Genomic DNA, 16,384 nt, shown 5'->3' with positions numbered 1-16,384 from the left:
CTCCCGTTTTTCTTTCAGAGCGTGTCGGTGTAGATATCGCGGAACGAACTGTAATAGGTCACCACCAGCACCGGCAGCAGCACGATCAACCCCAGCCCCACCGGAATCATCGCCAGCACCAGCAACACCACCATGATCACGCTGTACCAGAGCATCGGCAGAATGTTGCGCAGGCAGCCGACCAGGCTGGCCTTGAGCGCCTGGCCCGGGCCGTAGTCGCCCATTACCACCAGCGCCGGCGCAAACCAGAAAGCCGCCATGACCGGGATCATCAGCGCCATCACAATCAGACCCAGCAATGCGATGTTCATCCACGCCATGTCCGGCGGCATGACACCCTGCTCCATGCCGGCAACACTGTCGGCCATGCCGGCAAGCGCATCGCCGAACATCAGATAGCCGATAACCCCGCCAATGATCAGCACACCGATGAACAGCCCGAGGTAAATCAGCCCCACCAGCAGCAGCGGTACAAAATGCGTACTGAACGGAGTGAAGATATCCCCCACCGTGGGGCCACGCTGTTCATCTGCCTTGTACAACAGCACCAGCAGCCCGGCAGACAGGAACGGCGCAATCAGAAAGCCGAGGAACATGCCCAGCAGCGGGACAAACTGCGCCGCCATCGACAACAACCAGGCCACCAGCAGCGCCAGCAAAATCGTACCCCAGGCACTCTTGAACACCCGCCAGGCGTCCGAGAACCAGCGCCAGCCGGCCCCGATATCACGGCTGCGCGGCGCATTGATCTGCAACAGTCGATCCCCGGCGGTGCCTTCCGGCATCAGATCGGCTGAAGGTTGTTGATATGGGTTGGTCATAAAAAACTCCGTTTTTTTGATGAAGCTGCTTTTATCTTCCTGCAATTTTCAGCGGTGCCAGCAGCAGGCTGCCGCAGTGGATGTGGCCGCGCTGGTCCACGTCGCTGCCAGAGGCCACCAGGGAGGCGAACATGTCACCGAGATGACCGGCGATGGTGAACTCTTCCAGCGGCTCGGAGATCTCGCCGTTTTCAACGCGGAAACCGGACGCGCCGCGTGAATAATCCCCCGTCACCAGATTCACTCCCTGCCCCATGACCTCGGTGACCAGAATGCCGTTGCCCATACGGCGGCACAATGCGGCCTGGTCTTCGTCACCGTGCGTGATGCGCAGGTTGCGCACGCCGCCACCGTTGCCGGTGGGTGCAAGCCCCAGGCGGCGGGCGGCGTACAGGCCCAGCGCATAGCGCACCAGCATGCCCTGTTCGACAAACGCCTGATCGCGGGTAGCGATGCCGTCACTGTCAAACGGCGCAGAGGCGGCACCGCCGCGCAGCCGTGGTTGCTCGGCGATAGTGACCCATTCCGGGAACACCTGGCTGTTAAGCCGGTCACGCAGGAACGACGCTTTCCGGTACAGGGCGCCGCCGCTGATCGCCGAGGTGAAATGCCCGATCAGCCCGCGCGCCACTTCCGGAGCGAACAGCACCGGATATTCCCCGGTAGCAGGGCGCGCGGCACCCAGCCGCGCGAGGGTGCGTGATGCGGCACGCTGGCCTACTTCCGCCGGCGCCATCAGCGCCGCCGGATCACGCTGGCTGTCGTACCAGTAATCACGCTGCATGGCGTCGTCCTGCTCGGCCACCAGCACACAGGAGCGGCTGTGGTGGGAACCGGCGTAGGCACCGAGAAAGCCGTTGCTGTTGGCGTAGACCCGCACGCTGACCGAACTGGACACCGAGGCGCCCTCGGAATTGACGATGCGTTCGTCGGTGCGCCCGGCAGCCTCGCATTGCTGCGCTTGCTCAATGGCGTCGGCGGGGGTCAGTGGCCATACATGGCACAAATCCAGGTCCGGGATGTCCTGGGCCAGCAGTTCCGGCTCCGCCAGGCCACTGTGCGGGTCCTCACCGGTCTGCCCGGCAATGGCCAGTGCCGCTGCCACAGTTTCGCGGATGCTGTCCTCGGAATCATCGCTGCTGCTGGCCGAGCCCTTGCGCTGGCCAACGAACAGGGTGACCGAGACGGCGCGGTCGCGGTGGAATTCCAGCGTTTCGATCTCGCCCAGGCGCACCGTCACCGACAGCCCCTGACCGGCGCTGATGCCGACCTCGGCGGCGGTGGCTCCCTGGCGCTCGGCCTCGGCCAGTACCCGCCGGGCACGCTCTCGCAGGGTATCAAGCTCACTTTCGTCAGGCTGGGCAAGGGTGGTCGCGGAGATGGACATTTCGTTCATGGGCATGGGCAAGTAAACTTGGCGGCCAGCGACCGCAGCAGAAAATGAAAGTTATGGACGAGTATAGCGACGACCTACTGCCCAGCAAATCCGAGCTCAAGCGCGAGGTCGACGCGTTACAGCAGGTCGGCGAGCAGTTGATGAACCTGAAACCGGCCGAACTGGCCCGGCTCCCCCTGAACGAACCCCTGCTGCGCGCCATCGACGAAAGCCGCCGCATCACTTCCCACGAGGCCCGGCGCCGGCACGCGCAATACGTCGGCAAGCTGATGCGCACCGCCGACGGCGACGCCATCCAGCAGGCCCTCGCCGCGCTCACCGATCCACTGCGCCACAAGCGCCTGCTGGACTGGATGGAACGGCTGGATGCCTGCGCCGACACCCGTGCCGCGCAACCGGTCCTCGACGAAATCATGACCACCTACGCCGCCGCCGATCGCCAGCACCTGCGCAACCTGCTGCGCAACTACCTGGCCAGCCGCGCTCCGGAAGGCGTCGAACCGGATAATGCGGCGAAAGAAAAATTCAAACGCGAGCGACGCAAGTTCTACAACTATCTCAATGAGCTTGAGCGTAACGCACCGCTCTATTGACGGCGCGCTTCATGACAACTGGTGGGTAGCGCCAGCGGCGCCACTCACCCGGTCCAGGCCCTGCAGGCCTGGCGGCACATCACCCCAACGGCAACATATACTGCGCCAGTTGCGCCGACGTGCGCCGCAAATTGCTGCTCAACAAACGCGCGATATTTTCCAGCACCACATTGGCCGCCCCTGGCGACCGCTTGCGCAGGTGCTCGAAGCCCTTGCGGGTCAGCACAATCACGGTGCTGTCTTCCGTGGCCTGCACCGATGCGGAGCGCGGTTCATGATCCACCAGCGCCATTTCGCCGAGTGAATCACCCGCGCGCAGATGCGCGATCACCACATCCTTGCCTTCCGCACCGCGCTTGCTGATTTCCAGCTTGCCACGCACCACAAAGCACATGAAATCGCTGTGATCACCTTCGCGGCAGACCACATCACCGCCGTTGAAGCGGTTGACGAATACGAGCTTTTCCACCTGCTGCAGATCTTCTTCGCTCATGCCATCGAACAGACGCATGCGCGCAAGGACTTCACCCACCTTCGACATGGTTACCTCAGAACAGGATTTACGCCGTGCCGCCCACCGTGAGCGCTTCAATGCGCAAGGTCGGCTGGCCAACACCCACCGGTACGGACTGGCCTTCCTTGCCGCACACACCGATGCCGGTATCCAGTGCAAGATCGTTGCCGACCATGGAAATCGCCTGCATCACTTCCGCACCACTGCCGATCAGCGTGGCACCGCGCACCGGCGCAACGATACGGCCTTTCTCGACCAGATAGGCTTCGCTGGTGGAAAACACGAAACGCCCGGAGGTGATATCGACCTGGCCGCCACCAAAGTTGACGGCATAGATACCGCGTTCCAGTGACGCCACGATGTCAGCCGGATCATCCTTGCCCGGCAGCATGTAGGTGTTGGTCATGCGCGGCATCGGCAAGTGTGCATAGGATTCGCGACGGCCGTTGCCGGTCAGGCGCTGCCCGGTCAGGCGCGCGTTGAGCTTGTCCTGCATGTGCCCGACCAGACGACCGTTTTCAATCAGCGTCGTGCAGGAGGTCGGCGTGCCTTCGTCGTCGACATTGAGAGAGCCCCGGCGCCCCAGCAGGGTGCCATCGTCAACCACGGTGCACAGGTTCGAGGCCACCTGCTCGCCCATGCGGCGCGCAAACATCGAGGTGCCCTTGCGGTTGAAGTCTCCTTCCAGGCCGTGACCGACAGCCTCATGCAACAACACGCCCGGCCAGCCGGGGCCGAGCACCACCGGCATGGTGCCGGCCGGCGCCGGCTGCGCCTCCAGGTTCACCAGCGCCTGGCGCACTGCATCGCGCACCCAGCCTTCGGCCCGGCCGCCGGCTTCGAGCCAGTCGTAATCAACCCGGCCGCCACCGCCGGACGAGCCGCGCTCGCGCCGGCCATTGCGCTCCGCCTGCACGGAAATGCCCAGCCGCACCAGTGGCCGCACATCCGCTGCCAGCGTGCCATCGGTCGCGGCCACCAGCATCACCTCATGCACCGCGTTCAGCGACACCGTGACTTCGGTCACCGCCGGGTCGAGGCTGCGCGCCAGCTTGTCGAGCCGTTCCAGGAAAGCCACTTTACGCTGTGCCGGCCAGGTGGCCAGCGGGTCAAAGGCGCCATACAGCGACGGTGCCGTCACCGCTTTCAACGCCGGTGCCGTGCCCTGGCCGCCGCTGCGGGCGATGGCGCGCGCAGCCCCTGTGGCCCGGTCCAGCGCCGGCAGCGCGATCTCGTCACTGTAGGCAAAGCCGGTGCGGTCACCACTGATGACGCGTACGCCGGTGCCGCGCTCAAGGTTATAGCTGGCGTCGCGTACCACGCCGTCTTCCAGCACCCAGCCTTCGTGGCGGCTGTGCTGGAAATACAGGTCGGCGTAATCCACCCCGGGGGCCAGCGTGGCACTGAGCAGGCGGTTCAGCGCGGTGTCGGTCAGTTGCGCGGGGGCCAGCAGTACCTGTTCGGCCACTTTCAGCGCATCCGCCGCAGACGGGGTGGGTGTCACATGCAGGGCCGCCGCGCTGTCGCGGGTGGCCAGGGAAGCAGGATCAGTTATCACGGATGTCATCAGGCAGACCTGTCAGCAATCTCTGGTGAGTGTGCACCGGAAGCCGGTGTCGTACATCGTCAATCTCGTTGTGCAGCACATCGCCGAGCAGCACGCCGGGGCCGTCGCCAAGCGTGGCCTGCACGCGCCCCCAGGGGTCCACCAGCATGCTGTGGCCGTAGCTGGCACGGCGTTCGCTGTGCTGGCCGCACTGGTTCACGCCAAGCACATAGCAGCCGGTTTCCACCGCCCGGGCGCGCAGCAGCAGTTCCCAGTGCGCAGCGCCGGTCACGGCGGTAAAGGCGCTCGGATACACCAGCAGGTTACTGCCGCGGTCCGCCAGTGCCCGCGCCAGGGATGGGAAGCGCAGGTCGTAACAGACCGCCATGCCCAGCGTGAACTGTTCCACCGGCACCGTCACCAGCCGGTCGCCCGGCTCGAACTGGCGTGATTCGCAGTAGCTGCCCTGGGCATCAGGCACCAGTGCGTCGAACAGGTGCAGTTTGTCATACCGGGCACGCAGGGTACCGTCCGGGCCGACCAGCAGCGAGGCGGCGCGGACACGGGGTGCCGGCACCGGCTCCCCGTCGGGCCGTACCGCCAGCGGCAGGCTGCCGCCGAGCAGCCAGATACCCTGTTCGCGGGCCTGCGTGGCGAGCCAGCCGGTCACGGTATCAATGCCGTGCCCGGCCAGCGCGCGGTAATCGCCGCCATAGCAGGCAAAGTTTTCCGGCAGGACCACCAGCCGGGCACCGCCCTCGACGGCCTCGGCAATGCGCGTACCCGCTTCGCGCAGGTTCTCCTGCACATCTGCTCCGGCGCAATACTGGATCGCGGCAAGACGCATGTGTACCTCTCGGGAGAGATTTATGGGCTCTGCGGTGATGTCTCAAGGCTGTCGACCCGCTCAGGGCTGTCGACCCGCTCAAGGCTGTCGACCCGCGAGCCCGCGCGTTCGAACATGCCCTGCACTTCCTCGACTTTCGGGTTGTCCCAGCTACCGGTCACGCGGTAGCCCATCGATGTCATCTTCTCCAGCCGGTCGCCCCACAGGCGCTCCACCACGAAGATACCGGCGCAGGCCGCCGGGCCGGCCAGGCAACCTGCATACAGGTTACTCGACAACGGCAGCGTCACTTCAATGCCGTAATCCATGGTCTGGGCATCCAGCGCCAGTGTCCCGGCGATGGCGAACTCCGCCGCCGGTGAACGGATGCGCAGGTTATCCGTGCTGATGCGCGGGCCATCAAAGCTGAATTGCCCACGAATGCGATCCGCCACCAGCCCTTCGCTGATCACATCGGAAAAATCCAGCCGCAGACGGCGGTTGATGGTGTTGCCGATGTTGATCAGGCCCAGCAGCCGCAGCGCCGAGGTGCGCCGGTCTGTGCTCGGCAGCAATGCGTTGGCGATGTCCACCGACAGCGCACCGCCCAGGCGACGGTAATCGAAATCCAGCGGCGAACCATGCCAAGTGACATCCACGCTGCCCGAGGCCTCCTGGCTTTCGATAAAGGATTCCAGCCCGAAATTGCCGAGCAGGGCAGCCAGGTTGCGGCTGTTGTAGGCACCCGTGAGCCCGCTGCGGGTGTTGCCATCCGCGCCTTCGCGCTGCCAGTCCAGTTCCCCGCTGAATGTCGTGTCCTGCCAGCGGCCACTGAGTGCCAGGATACGTGCCCCACCGTCGGTGGGCCGCACCTGTCCCTGCCACTGGCCGTAGTCGCGCCCCTGGATGGACACGTTGCGCAGGCTGATATCCGCCACCGGCACGCGCAGCGGGTCCAGCTGCTGCAGGGACAATTCATCCAGCCCACGCTCATCCGCCGGGACGGCATCCCCGAACGGCCACCGCAGCCGTTCGATATCGACCACCAGCGGTTGCTCGCCACGCAGCGTGTAATCACGCGGCAGAAACACTTCGCCGGCCAGCGGTGAACTGCCCAGCGCCAGGTGCCAGCCGGTTTCCAGTTGTTGCACCGACAGGCTGCCGTGCCCCAGGTCCTGGCCCTGCACCCGCAGGGCATTGGTATCCACCGCCAGGCTCAGAGGCGGCAACGGGGTGCCGCCATCACCGCCGGCGAATGGCCCCTCACCGGCAGCGATCATCAGCCCCCAGGGCACCGGGTCCAGGGTCGGCAGCCAGCCATCGATGCGCAGGCCGGTGTCCGGCAATGCCACACCCCGCGCGCCAAAGCGCAGCGCACCACGGCTGAGTGCGCCGCCCCGGTCCAGTTGCAGTTGTGCTGCCAGCAGGTCTGCCAGCAGCAGGTTGTAGCGCTGGACCCCGTCACGCACGGTCAGCACCAGTTGCGCGGCACGGCGCTCGCCGGCCGTCTTGCCCAGCGGCGACGGCAGCGCCGCGCTGACACCCTCCAGATCAGAATCCACCTGCAGCCGCACCGTGCCGCCACCGCGCGGCAGCGACAGCCCGGCACGGTAGCCCAGCGTGCCGTCCAGCGGTGCCAGCCAGGGTTTGTCCAGCCAGTTGCGCAGCACCGGCATCGGCACCGCACCCTGGGCGCTGATACGCAGCGCCTCGGCGTCGGTGCGCACACTGCCTTTCACCGGCGAGCCAAACAGCTCACCGGTCAGCGCCGGCAATTGCAGGCCACCGCGCAGGCTGAAACTGCCTGCGCCGGTGAGGCTGGTGGCCGCCAGCCGCCAGCCGCCGGAATGCAGGTTCACCTGGCTGGCACGCGCTTCCACCAGCACCTCGCGACGCGGGTCGCCGGCGCTCAGCGGCAAGTGCAGCAGCAGATGGCCAGCCAGGGCGCCGCCCCGGATATCCCAGTCGTTCAGCGTCTGCGGCACCTGTTCTTTCAGCGGCGTATCGCGGAGCAGGGTCTGCAGGTCCGTGGCCGGGCCGGACACTTCACCACTGATCACCAGCAGCGGCCGCGCTTGCGGCAGAATATCGACCACGTCGACGCTGGCATTCCGCACGTCGCTTTGCATATAGCGCGCCTGCAGGTCCCGGCCACTGATCTCCAGGCCGTTGATCAGCACCGTGCCCTCAATGCCCTGTACCGCCGGCCAGCCGTCCAGGAAATGCAGGCCCAGGTCACGCACCGTGAACGCCATCTGCTGGGTACGCTCCTGCTGGCGTGTCCGGTCATACCGCAGCGGGCCTTCGTAGAGAATGCGGCCCCGCTCCAGAGTGCCACCGATAAACGCCTGGCCAAGCCAGGCACTGAGGCCGTCGCTCATGCGTTCGCGGGGAATGTAGCGCGCGGCGCGGGCGGCGTTGCCATCCCGGATTTCCGCCCGCAGGCTGAGCTGCGGCACCTGCTCCGGCGCCAGCGCCAGGGACAGCAGCGCCTCGCCACTGGCGTCGGCGTTGTTGGCGCGCAGCACGCCGCTGCGAAGGATCAACCCGCCCTGTTCATCGCGTTGCCACTGCAACAGGCCACCCAGCGATGCCGCCAGCGGCTGCTCGAACAGGGCCGGCATATCCAGCACCAGCGAGGGGCTGCGCAGGCTCGCCACCCCTTGCCGGGGGGTGCCCGCGATCCAGCCGCTGACACCCTGAGCACCGGGCTGGCGGTCATTGGCCGCCACCGAAAGCGCCATGAAGCGGCCATTGAAGGCCGTAATGCGGGCGCCACTGCCGGCCAGATACAGCGCCGGCACCTGTCCGGACGGTGCCAGCGCCACCAGTTTTTCGCGCACGGTCGCTACGCTGGCGGGCAGCGGGAACGGCCAGGCCAGCAACTGTTCACGCAGCGCAGCGGCGTTCAGACTCTCCGCACGCAGGCGCCAGGCGGTATCGCGGCTGATGCGCCCGTCCCACCACAGTGCCAGCGGGCCGGCCCGCAACTCCCCGACCTGTTCGGTCTGGCCCCGTACTTCGTCGAGCATCAGTTGATACCCGTCTTCCACGCGGCGCACGGCAAAGCGCGCATTCAGCCGGTCGAGAATCCAGCTCTGCGGGTGCTCGTTGTGACGCAGCCTGACATCGCGCGTGGCCAGCACCGCGCTGGCCTCGGATACCGTGCCCTCGTGCAGCGCGCCCCAGAATTCCACCCGGCCGGCCGCCGCCTCCGGTTTGATCGGCAACGGCCAGCGTTCGGGCAGCCAGTATTCCAGTTGTGCGCCTTCGACCCGCAGGTAACCGTCGCCGCTCACCTCATTCAGCGCGTAGGCCTCTCCACGCAGCGTCAGCCGGGCATCAAGCCGGAACGGACGGTCCCGGGCCGAGAACCGCAGCGCCAGATGACGGCTGCGTCCTTCTTTTACCAGTGCCAGCGACGCATCTTCAGAGCGCAGCGGCGGCAGCCCCGGCCAGTCGACGCGGGCGCGGACATCATCCAGCACCAGCCGCTGCTGCCGGTAGACCAGATCAAGCAGGTCACGCACCCCTTCCGGGTTGTCGTTGTCACCGCCAAAGGCTTCCAGGCCCCGCAGATGGATACGGCCGTCCTCGTCACGCACCAGATGCAGGTCCAGGCCGGTAATCCAGAGCTGGTGCAGGCGCAGCTCACGCGCCAGCAGGGTGCGCCACAGGTCGATGCCCAGTTCCACATGGCGCAGCGTCAACGGCGCCCCATCGGCATCGGCGGCGGGCAGTTGCACATCCTGCAGGACAAACACGGGGGAAACGCCATCGAGGTAGCCACGCAGGCCACCGATGGTCACGGGGGTGCCGAGGCGGTCGGCCACCAGATTCTGCAACGGCTCGCGGAAATCCGGTGCCATGGTCATCAGCTGCCGTGCCAGCACCACATAGACAGCCAGCAACAGCAGCACCAGGGTGACCAGCCACCAGAGGTACGTGCGGAGTCGTTCAAATTGTCTGCGCAGCCGGTTGCGCGCAGGGGATCGGGTCACGCCGGGTCCTGCTGCCAGTAAGGAACATTCGCCCAGTGCAGCAGTGCACGGGTTTCCGCCAGGGGAAGCCCGACCACGCCGCTGTAGCTGCCGTGCAATGCGTCCACCAGCACCGCACCACAGCCCTGGATGCCATAGGCACCGGCCTTGTCAAAAGGTTCGCCGGTGGCCAGATAGGTGTCGATCTCCGCGCTGTCGAGGTCACGAAACCAGACCCGTGTGGTCGACAGCCGCGTCTGCTGGCCATCCGGCGTCAGCACCGACACCGCCGAGAGCACTTCATGCACGGTGCCGGAGAGCGCCTGCAGCATCTGCCGGGCGTCGTCACGGTCGGCGGGCTTGCCGAGAATCCGTTCGCCCAGCACCACCGAGGTGTCAGCGCCGAGCACCGCAGCCTGCGGCACGCCGTCCAGCGCGGCACGGCCGGCGATGGCCTTTTCGCGCGCCATGCGCTGCACATAGTCTGCCGGTGCTTCGCCCGCACGGGGAGTCTCATTAATACCGGGAAATACCAGGCGAGAGAACCGCACGCCAATCTGCGCCAGCAGTTCGGCACGTCGTGGCGAGGCGGAGGCAAGATACAGCGCGCGCACTCAACGCACCAAAAAGCGGCGACGGGTCCAGCGCAGCACGGCAAACACCGGGCGCCAGATCAGCGCCGACACCAGCGCCGGCAACAGCACCCAGACTGGCGGCAACAGCGCCCGCCCCACCGCATTCTGCACGATGTAGGCCAGCAGGCTGCCGGTGCCAATGAGCAGGAACACCACCACCGCCTGCTGAAGCGGCGGGAACACCCGCAGCCGCTTGTGCACCGCCAGCGCGATATAGGCGACCACCGCCAGGGCGACGGCATGCTGCCCGAGCACGCTGCCGGTCAACACATCTTGAAACAATCCAACCCCGAAACCCCAGAACACACCGATCCGCTGTGGCAGGGCAATGACCCAGTAGACCAGCACCAGGGTGAGCCATTCCGGCCGCCCGAGCGCCAGGGCATCCGGCAACGGCAGGATCGCCAGCAGGCCGGCCAGCAGAATGGTGACGAGGATGGCGCCGGTGCCGGACGCCTTGCGTTCACGCATCACGGCCTCTCTCCGGACTGGCCTTCGGCCATGATGGTGGGATCCTCAGACGACGATTGTGTCGGCGCCGGCACGTCACGCGGCGGGCCTTCCACCAGCAGCACATGGCTGGCGCGATCAATGCGTGCTGTCGGCCGTGCCTCCACCGTGGCGAATGACGCCGAGCGATCATGCTCCACACGTTCCACCTGCGCGACCGGATAGCCGCGCGGAAAACGCTGGTCCAGCCCCGTGCTCACCAGCAGATCGCCTTCCTGGATATCTGCGGTATCCGGCACAAACAACAATCGCACGCGGCCCGGCTGCCCGGAACCGGCGAGGATGGCACGCACGCCATTGCGGTTCACCTGCACCGACAACGCATGGCTGGCATCGGTGATCAACAGCACGCGCGCAGTGAACGGCCCCACTTCCACCACCTGGCCCAGCAGACCGCTGGCGTCCAGCACAGCCTGGCCACGATAGACGCCATCGTGCGTGCCTTTATTGATGACCAGTTCCTGACGCGACGGGTCCGGTTCAATGCCGATGATTTCCGCCGCCAGCACGCCGGAATCCAGTTGCGCCGACGAGTTGAGCAATTCACGCAGGCGCGTGTTTTCCGCTTCCAGCACGGCAAGCCGCTGCACGCGCTGTTGCAGGATCAGCAGTTGCCGGGTGAGCCGTTCGTTGTCGTCCATTAGATCGCCGCGCGAACGCGCCTGGCCGGACAGCCAGTTGCCGATTGCGCCGGGCATGTGCGCAAGGTAATGCACGGGAGCGGTGAGATAACCAATGCTGTGACGCACCGCATCCACACGGTCGGTGCGCTGATCCAGCAGCATCAGTGCCATGCCGATGACCAGTGCCACCAGCAGACGGTAGCCGGGATTGGGTGTTTCAGAAAAGAGATTCAACGACCGGCCTCCTGAATCCGTACAGCGGCGGCCTGCACGCGCTGGCCGCCGCGGCCGGGAGCGATCAGCTCAGCGCCAGCGTGTCGAAACCGCGCGTATCCATCAGCTCCAGCGCCTTGCCGCCGCCACGGGCGACGCAGGTCAGCGGGTCATCGGCGACGATTACCGGCAAGCCGGTTTCTTCGCTCAACAGCCGGTCGATATCACGCAGCAACGCACCGCCCCCGGTCACCACCAGCCCGCGCTCGGCGATGTCCGAGGCCAGTTCCGGTGGCGACGCCTCCAGTGCATTCTTTACTGCATTGACGATGCTGTTCAGCGGGTCTTTCAACGCTTCGAGAATTTCCTCGCTGTTCAGCGTGAAACTGCGCGGCACCCCTTCTGCGAGGTTGCGGCCACGCACGTCGATTTCGAGAATTTCGCCACCGAGATACGCGGTGCCGATTTCATGCTTGATGCGTTCGGCGGTGGATTCGCCGATCAGGCTGCCGTATTCCTTGCGCACAAACGACACAATGGCTTCATCGAAACGGTCACCGCCCACGCGCACGGATTCGGCGTAGACAATACCGTTGAGCGAAATGATCGCGATCTCGGTGGTGCCGCCACCGATATCCACCACCATCGAACCACTGGCTTCGTGTACCGGCAGGCCGGCACCGATGGCAGCCGCCATCGGTTCCTCGATCAGGAACACTTCACGGGCGCCGGCGCCATAGGCGGAATCCTGGATCGCACGGCGTTCCACCTGGGTGGATTTGCACGGCACACAGACCAGCACGCGCGGCGCCGGCGGGAAGAAGCCGCTTTCGTGCACTTTCTTGATAAAGTACTGCAGCATTTTTTCGGTGACTTCAAAGTCGGCGATGACGCCGTCTTTCATCGGACGGATGGCGGTGATGTTACCCGGCGTCCGGCCCAGCATGCGTTTCGCATCGGCACCGACTGCCGCCACACTCTTCTGGGCGCCATGGTGACGGATGGCAACCACCGACGGCTCGTCGAGCACAATGCCACGGCCGCGAACGTAAATGAGAGTATTTGCGGTGCCGAGGTCGATGGAAAGGTCGGTGGAAAACATCCCCCGAATACGCTTGATCAAGGACATCCTGGCCAGCTTCCTGAAATTTGGGGCGAGACGGGAATGCCGCACGGCGGCATCAGTGGCGCAACTCTAGCAATGGCGGGGGGTTTGGGCAAGCAGACGGATCCCGGCCGATATGGCCTCGATCGGGGCGAATGTGGTAGTTTTTGCGGTTTCCCCGGCACGGATCGTGACCCGTGCACGATTCGAATCAGGCGCCTCTTCTCAGGAGCCGCTTTTCAGGAGAAATTTTCATGGCCCTCGACCCTCAGGCCCTGGCACGCGTGGCCCATCTCGCGCGGCTGCACCTGGACCCGACCGACAGCGCTGCGCTGACCGACCGTCTCAACAGCATCCTGGACATGGTCAACCAGTTGCAGGACGCCAATGTGGGCGATGTCGCGCCGATGGCCCATCCCATGGACGTGGCCCAGACCCTGCGCGCCGACGTGGTGACCGAGGGGGATATCCGCGCCATCGTGCAGCCGCTGGCCCCGGCCACCGGGGACGGCTGCTACCTGGTGCCGCGCGTCATCGAGTGATGCGCCATCCGTGACACCTCCACCGCACCGCGCTGCCCCGATGCGCGCCGCCACTAAATAAAAGACGCTGGACACGACATGCACCGCAAGACCCTCACCGAACTACAGGCCGGCCTGGCCCGGGGCGACTATTCCGCCCGCGAGCTGGCCGAGCACTTTATCAAGCGAATTCAGTCACTTGACCCTGAACTGAACAGCTTTATCAGCATTACCGCCGAGCAGGCACTGGCGCAGGCCGACGCCGCTGACGCCGCGCGTGCGCGCGGCGAGGCCGGCCCGCTGACCGGCCTGCCGATCGCCCACAAGGACATCTTCTGCACCCGTGGCGTACGCACCAGCTGCGGCTCGCGCATGCTCGACAACTTCAACGCCCCGTATGACGCCACCGTGGTCGAGAAACTGCAGGCCGGCGGCGCCGTGGTGCTGGGCAAGACCAATATGGACGAGTTCGCCATGGGCTCCTCCAACGAAACCAGCTACTACGGCCCGGTGAAGAACCCGTGGGACCTCACCCGGGTCCCGGGTGGCTCTTCCGGCGGCTCCGCCGCTGCCGTCGCGGCCCGGCTGGTACCGGCTGCCACCGGCACCGACACTGGCGGCTCGATCCGCCAGCCGGCGGCCCTGACCGGTATCACCGGCCTGAAACCCACCTATGGCCGCGTCTCTCGCTGGGGCATGATCGCCTTCGCCTCCAGCCTGGATCAGGCCGGCCCGATGGCCACCAGCGCCGCCGACTGCGCGCTGCTGCTGTCGGCCATGGCCGGCCATGACCCGCGCGATTCCACCTGCGTCGACCGCCCGGTGGACGACTACAGCGCCGACCTGGACAAGCCACTCACCGGCCTGCGCATCGGCCTGCCGAAGGAATTCTTCCCGACCACCCTGGACGGCCGCATCGCCGACAGCACCCACGCCGCCCTCCGCGAGCTGGAAAAACAGGGCGCCACGCTGGTGGAGATCAGCCTGCCATCCGTGGACCTGTCGGTGCCGGCCTACTACGTGATCGCCCCGGCGGAAGCCTCCTCCAACCTGTCGCGCTTCGACGGCGTGCGCTACGGCTACCGCTGCAACGACCCGCAGGACCTGGAAGACATGTTCAAGCGCTCACGCTCGGAAGGCTTCGGTGCCGAGGTGAAACGCCGCATCCTGGTCGGCACCTACGCGCTGTCGCACGGCTACTACGACGCCTACTACCTGAAGGCGCAAAAAGTGCGCCGCCTGATCAGCGACGATTTCGCCCGTGCCTTCGAACAAGTCGATGTGATCATGGGCCCGACCTCGCCGGAACTGGCGTTCGGTCTGGGCGCCAAAAGTGATGATCCGGTCACCATGTACATGGCGGACGTCTTCACCATCGCCGTCAACCTGGCCGGCCTGCCGGCGCTGTCCATGCCGGCCGGCCTGATCGACGGCCTGCCGGTGGGCGTGCAGGTGATCGGCAACTATTTCCGCGAAGGCCAGATACTGAACGTGGCACACCGCTTCCAGCAGGCCACCGACTGGCATCAGCAACAGCCGGCCTTCGGAGGTGACGCATGAGCTGGGAAACCGTGATCGGGCTGGAAATCCACGTTCAGCTTTCCACGCAATCAAAAATTTTTTCCGGGTCATCCACGGCGTTCGGTGCGGAGCCGAACAGCCAGGCCAGCCTGGTGGACCTGGCGATGCCGGGCACGCTGCCGGTGACCAACCTGGAAGCGATTCGCAAGGCGGTGAAATTCGGCCTGGCAATTGATGCACACATTGCCAAGCGCTCCGTGTTCGAGCGAAAAAACTATTTCTACCCGGACCTGCCGAAAGGCTACCAGACCACCCAGCTGGCCGAGCCGATCGTCGGTGCCGGTGCGGTGGAGATTCAACTGGAAGACGGCACGCGCAAGACCGTGCGCATTCATCATGCCCATCTGGAAGAAGACGCAGGGAAGTCACTGCACGAAGACTTTTTTGACGAAAACGGCCAGGGCATGACCGGCATCGACCTCAACCGTGCCGGCACGCCACTGATTGAAATTGTCACCGAACCGGACATGCGCAGCGCCGAAGAAGCCGTCGCCTTTGCCCGCAAGCTGCACAGCCTGGTCACCTCCGTCGGCATCTGCGATGGTCACATGGCACAGGGCTCCATGCGTTTTGATGTGAACGTCTCGGTGCGCAAAAAGGGCGACGAGACACTCGGCACCCGCACCGAAACCAAGAACCTGAACTCGTTCAAGTTCATGGAAGCCGCGATCAGACTGGAAGTCGAACGGCAGATCGACCTGCTCGAAGACGGCGGCAAGGTGGTGCAGGAAACCCGCCTGTACAACGGCGACACCCACACCGCCCGCAGCATGCGCAGCAAGGAAGACGCCAACGACTACCGCTACTTCCCCTGCCCTGACCTGCTGCCGGTGATCATCACCGATGCAGACATCGAGGCGCTGCGCGCCGAACTGCCGGAACTGCCGGATGCCCGCCAGGCCCGCTTTATCGACCAGTACGGCCTGTCCGACTACGACGCCGGCATCCTCGCCGGCGACCGCGCCGTGGCCGACTACTTCGAAGCCGTGGTGACGACCTCCGGCGACGCCAAGCTGTCTGCCAACTGGGTCATCGGTGACGTGGCCGCGCGGCTGAACGCGGCGGACATCACCATCGACCAGTGCCCGGTCAGCGCCGCCTATCTCGGCCAGATGATCCAGCGCATCCTCGACGGCACGATTTCATCAAAAATTGCCAAGCAGGTATTTGACGCCTGCTGGCACGGCGAAGGCAGCCCCGACCAGATCATCGAAGCACGCGGCCTGAAACAGATGTCGGATTCCGGCGAACTGGAAAAGATCATCGACCAGGTGATTGCCGACAACGCCGCCCAGGCAGACGCCTTCCGCGCCGCCGACGAAGGCAAGCAGAAGAAGATGTTCGGCTTCTTCGTCGGCCAGGTGATGAAACTGACCCAGGGCAAGGCGAATCCGCAGCAGGTGAATGCGTTGTTGCAGGAGAGGTTGAAATAAAAAAAGCGGTCGGACGTCTGACGTCGGACGTCTGACGCTTAAAACAAATGAAGACAGGCAGTGGTGGGCGGGCGCCCGCCCTGTGTT

At 65.4% G+C, this 16,384-nt stretch carries 14 protein-coding genes; 4 read left to right on the top strand and 10 right to left on the bottom strand.

Translation table 11 applies throughout. The annotated features are described in order from the left end of the window. Positions 1-14: 14 nt before the first annotated feature. Positions 15-821 carry a BPSS1780 family membrane protein gene (locus S7S_RS18755; protein ID WP_008738300.1) on the bottom strand — a complete coding sequence of 269 codons (807 nt, stop codon included), beginning with the start codon at positions 819-821 and terminating at the stop codon, positions 15-17. A 31-nt stretch (positions 822-852) separates the two neighbouring features. Continuing rightward, positions 853-2,208: a metalloprotease PmbA gene (gene pmbA, locus S7S_RS04535; protein ID WP_008738301.1), complete on the bottom strand. Its 1,356-nt coding sequence runs from the start codon at positions 2,206-2,208 to the stop codon at positions 853-855. Between the two features lie 62 nt (positions 2,209-2,270). On the opposite strand from pmbA, the gene yjgA reads away from it, so the two are divergent. Beyond that, the gene (yjgA, locus tag S7S_RS04530) at positions 2,271-2,810 is read left to right on the top strand and encodes a ribosome biogenesis factor YjgA (protein ID WP_008738302.1); all 540 of its coding nucleotides are present in this window, start codon (positions 2,271-2,273) and stop codon (positions 2,808-2,810) included. 79 nt (positions 2,811-2,889) lie between these two features. On the opposite strand, the gene S7S_RS04525 is transcribed toward yjgA, so the two are convergent. The 8 genes from S7S_RS04525 to S7S_RS04490 form a co-directional block, all read right to left on the bottom strand. Further along, positions 2,890-3,351 carry a cyclic nucleotide-binding domain-containing protein gene (locus S7S_RS04525; protein ID WP_008738304.1) on the bottom strand — a complete coding sequence of 154 codons (462 nt, stop codon included), beginning with the start codon at positions 3,349-3,351 and terminating at the stop codon, positions 2,890-2,892. A 19-nt stretch (positions 3,352-3,370) separates the two neighbouring features. Then, positions 3,371-4,891 (bottom strand): metalloprotease TldD, encoded by a 1,521-nt coding sequence (gene tldD / locus S7S_RS04520; protein WP_008738307.1) that lies wholly within the window; start codon positions 4,889-4,891, stop codon positions 3,371-3,373. Continuing rightward, positions 4,872-5,717 (bottom strand): carbon-nitrogen hydrolase family protein, encoded by an 846-nt coding sequence (locus tag S7S_RS04515; RefSeq protein ID WP_008738309.1) that lies wholly within the window; start codon positions 5,715-5,717, stop codon positions 4,872-4,874. Before S7S_RS04515 ends, tldD begins: the two co-directional genes overlap by 20 nt. Positions 5,718-5,737: 20 nt before the next feature. Beyond that, positions 5,738-9,697 carry a YhdP family protein gene (locus S7S_RS04510; protein WP_052269205.1) on the bottom strand — a complete coding sequence of 1,320 codons (3,960 nt, stop codon included), beginning with the start codon at positions 9,695-9,697 and terminating at the stop codon, positions 5,738-5,740. Next, positions 9,694-10,290: a Maf family protein gene (locus tag S7S_RS04505; protein ID WP_008738313.1), complete on the bottom strand. Its 597-nt coding sequence runs from the start codon at positions 10,288-10,290 to the stop codon at positions 9,694-9,696. Before S7S_RS04505 ends, S7S_RS04510 begins: the two co-directional genes overlap by 4 nt. Next, positions 10,291-10,782 carry a rod shape-determining protein MreD gene (gene mreD, locus S7S_RS04500; protein WP_008738315.1) on the bottom strand — a complete coding sequence of 164 codons (492 nt, stop codon included), beginning with the start codon at positions 10,780-10,782 and terminating at the stop codon, positions 10,291-10,293. It abuts the gene before it with no gap. Then, the gene (gene mreC / locus S7S_RS04495; protein ID WP_008738317.1) at positions 10,782-11,678 is read right to left on the bottom strand and encodes a rod shape-determining protein MreC; all 897 of its coding nucleotides are present in this window, start codon (positions 11,676-11,678) and stop codon (positions 10,782-10,784) included. The genes mreD and mreC overlap by 1 nt, the downstream gene beginning before the upstream one ends. Before the next feature lie 64 nt (positions 11,679-11,742). After that, positions 11,743-12,780, bottom strand: a complete 1,038-nt coding sequence (locus S7S_RS04490; protein ID WP_008738320.1) for a rod shape-determining protein — start codon at positions 12,778-12,780, stop codon at positions 11,743-11,745. 236 nt (positions 12,781-13,016) lie between these two features. On the opposite strand from S7S_RS04490, the gene gatC reads away from it, so the two are divergent. The 3 genes from gatC (at position 13,017) to gatB (ending at position 16,297) form a co-directional block, all read left to right on the top strand. Then, positions 13,017-13,304: an Asp-tRNA(Asn)/Glu-tRNA(Gln) amidotransferase subunit GatC gene (gene gatC / locus S7S_RS04485; protein WP_008738322.1), complete on the top strand. Its 288-nt coding sequence runs from the start codon at positions 13,017-13,019 to the stop codon at positions 13,302-13,304. 78 nt (positions 13,305-13,382) lie between these two features. Then, on the top strand, positions 13,383-14,843 hold the full coding sequence (gatA, locus tag S7S_RS04480) for an Asp-tRNA(Asn)/Glu-tRNA(Gln) amidotransferase subunit GatA (protein WP_008738324.1): 1,461 nt from the start codon (positions 13,383-13,385) through the stop codon (positions 14,841-14,843). Next, positions 14,840-16,297 carry an Asp-tRNA(Asn)/Glu-tRNA(Gln) amidotransferase subunit GatB gene (gene gatB, locus S7S_RS04475; RefSeq protein WP_008738326.1) on the top strand — a complete coding sequence of 486 codons (1,458 nt, stop codon included), beginning with the start codon at positions 14,840-14,842 and terminating at the stop codon, positions 16,295-16,297. The genes gatA and gatB overlap by 4 nt, the downstream gene beginning before the upstream one ends. The last annotated feature ends 87 nt before the right edge of the window (positions 16,298-16,384 follow it).

Origin of the sequence: Isoalcanivorax pacificus W11-5 (assembly GCF_000299335.2) — a bacterium.
Classification (GTDB): Bacteria; Pseudomonadota; Gammaproteobacteria; order Pseudomonadales; family Alcanivoracaceae; genus Isoalcanivorax; species Isoalcanivorax pacificus.
The sequence above is the reverse complement of the archived record's forward strand: the minus strand, read 5'-3'. Positions and strand labels throughout refer to the sequence as shown.

What these genes read in the sequence shown, in the direction of transcription:
- S7S_RS04525 (WP_008738304.1), bottom strand. Translation starts at nt 3,351, where the DNA reads ATGTCGAAGGTGGGTGAAGTCCTTGCGCGCATGCGTCTGTTCGATGGC.
- mreD (WP_008738315.1), bottom strand. Translation starts at nt 10,782, where the DNA reads ATGCGTGAACGCAAGGCGTCCGGCACCGGCGCCATCCTCGTCACCATT.
- gatC (WP_008738322.1), top strand. Translation starts at nt 13,017, where the DNA reads ATGGCCCTCGACCCTCAGGCCCTGGCACGCGTGGCCCATCTCGCGCGG.
- S7S_RS04515 (WP_008738309.1), bottom strand. Translation starts at nt 5,717, where the DNA reads ATGCGTCTTGCCGCGATCCAGTATTGCGCCGGAGCAGATGTGCAGGAG.
- yjgA (WP_008738302.1), top strand. Translation starts at nt 2,271, where the DNA reads ATGGACGAGTATAGCGACGACCTACTGCCCAGCAAATCCGAGCTCAAG.
- gatB (WP_008738326.1), top strand. Translation starts at nt 14,840, where the DNA reads ATGAGCTGGGAAACCGTGATCGGGCTGGAAATCCACGTTCAGCTTTCC.
- tldD (WP_008738307.1), bottom strand. Translation starts at nt 4,891, where the DNA reads ATGACATCCGTGATAACTGATCCTGCTTCCCTGGCCACCCGCGACAGC.
- gatA (WP_008738324.1), top strand. Translation starts at nt 13,383, where the DNA reads ATGCACCGCAAGACCCTCACCGAACTACAGGCCGGCCTGGCCCGGGGC.
- pmbA (WP_008738301.1), bottom strand. Translation starts at nt 2,208, where the DNA reads ATGTCCATCTCCGCGACCACCCTTGCCCAGCCTGACGAAAGTGAGCTT.
- S7S_RS18755 (WP_008738300.1), bottom strand. Translation starts at nt 821, where the DNA reads ATGACCAACCCATATCAACAACCTTCAGCCGATCTGATGCCGGAAGGC.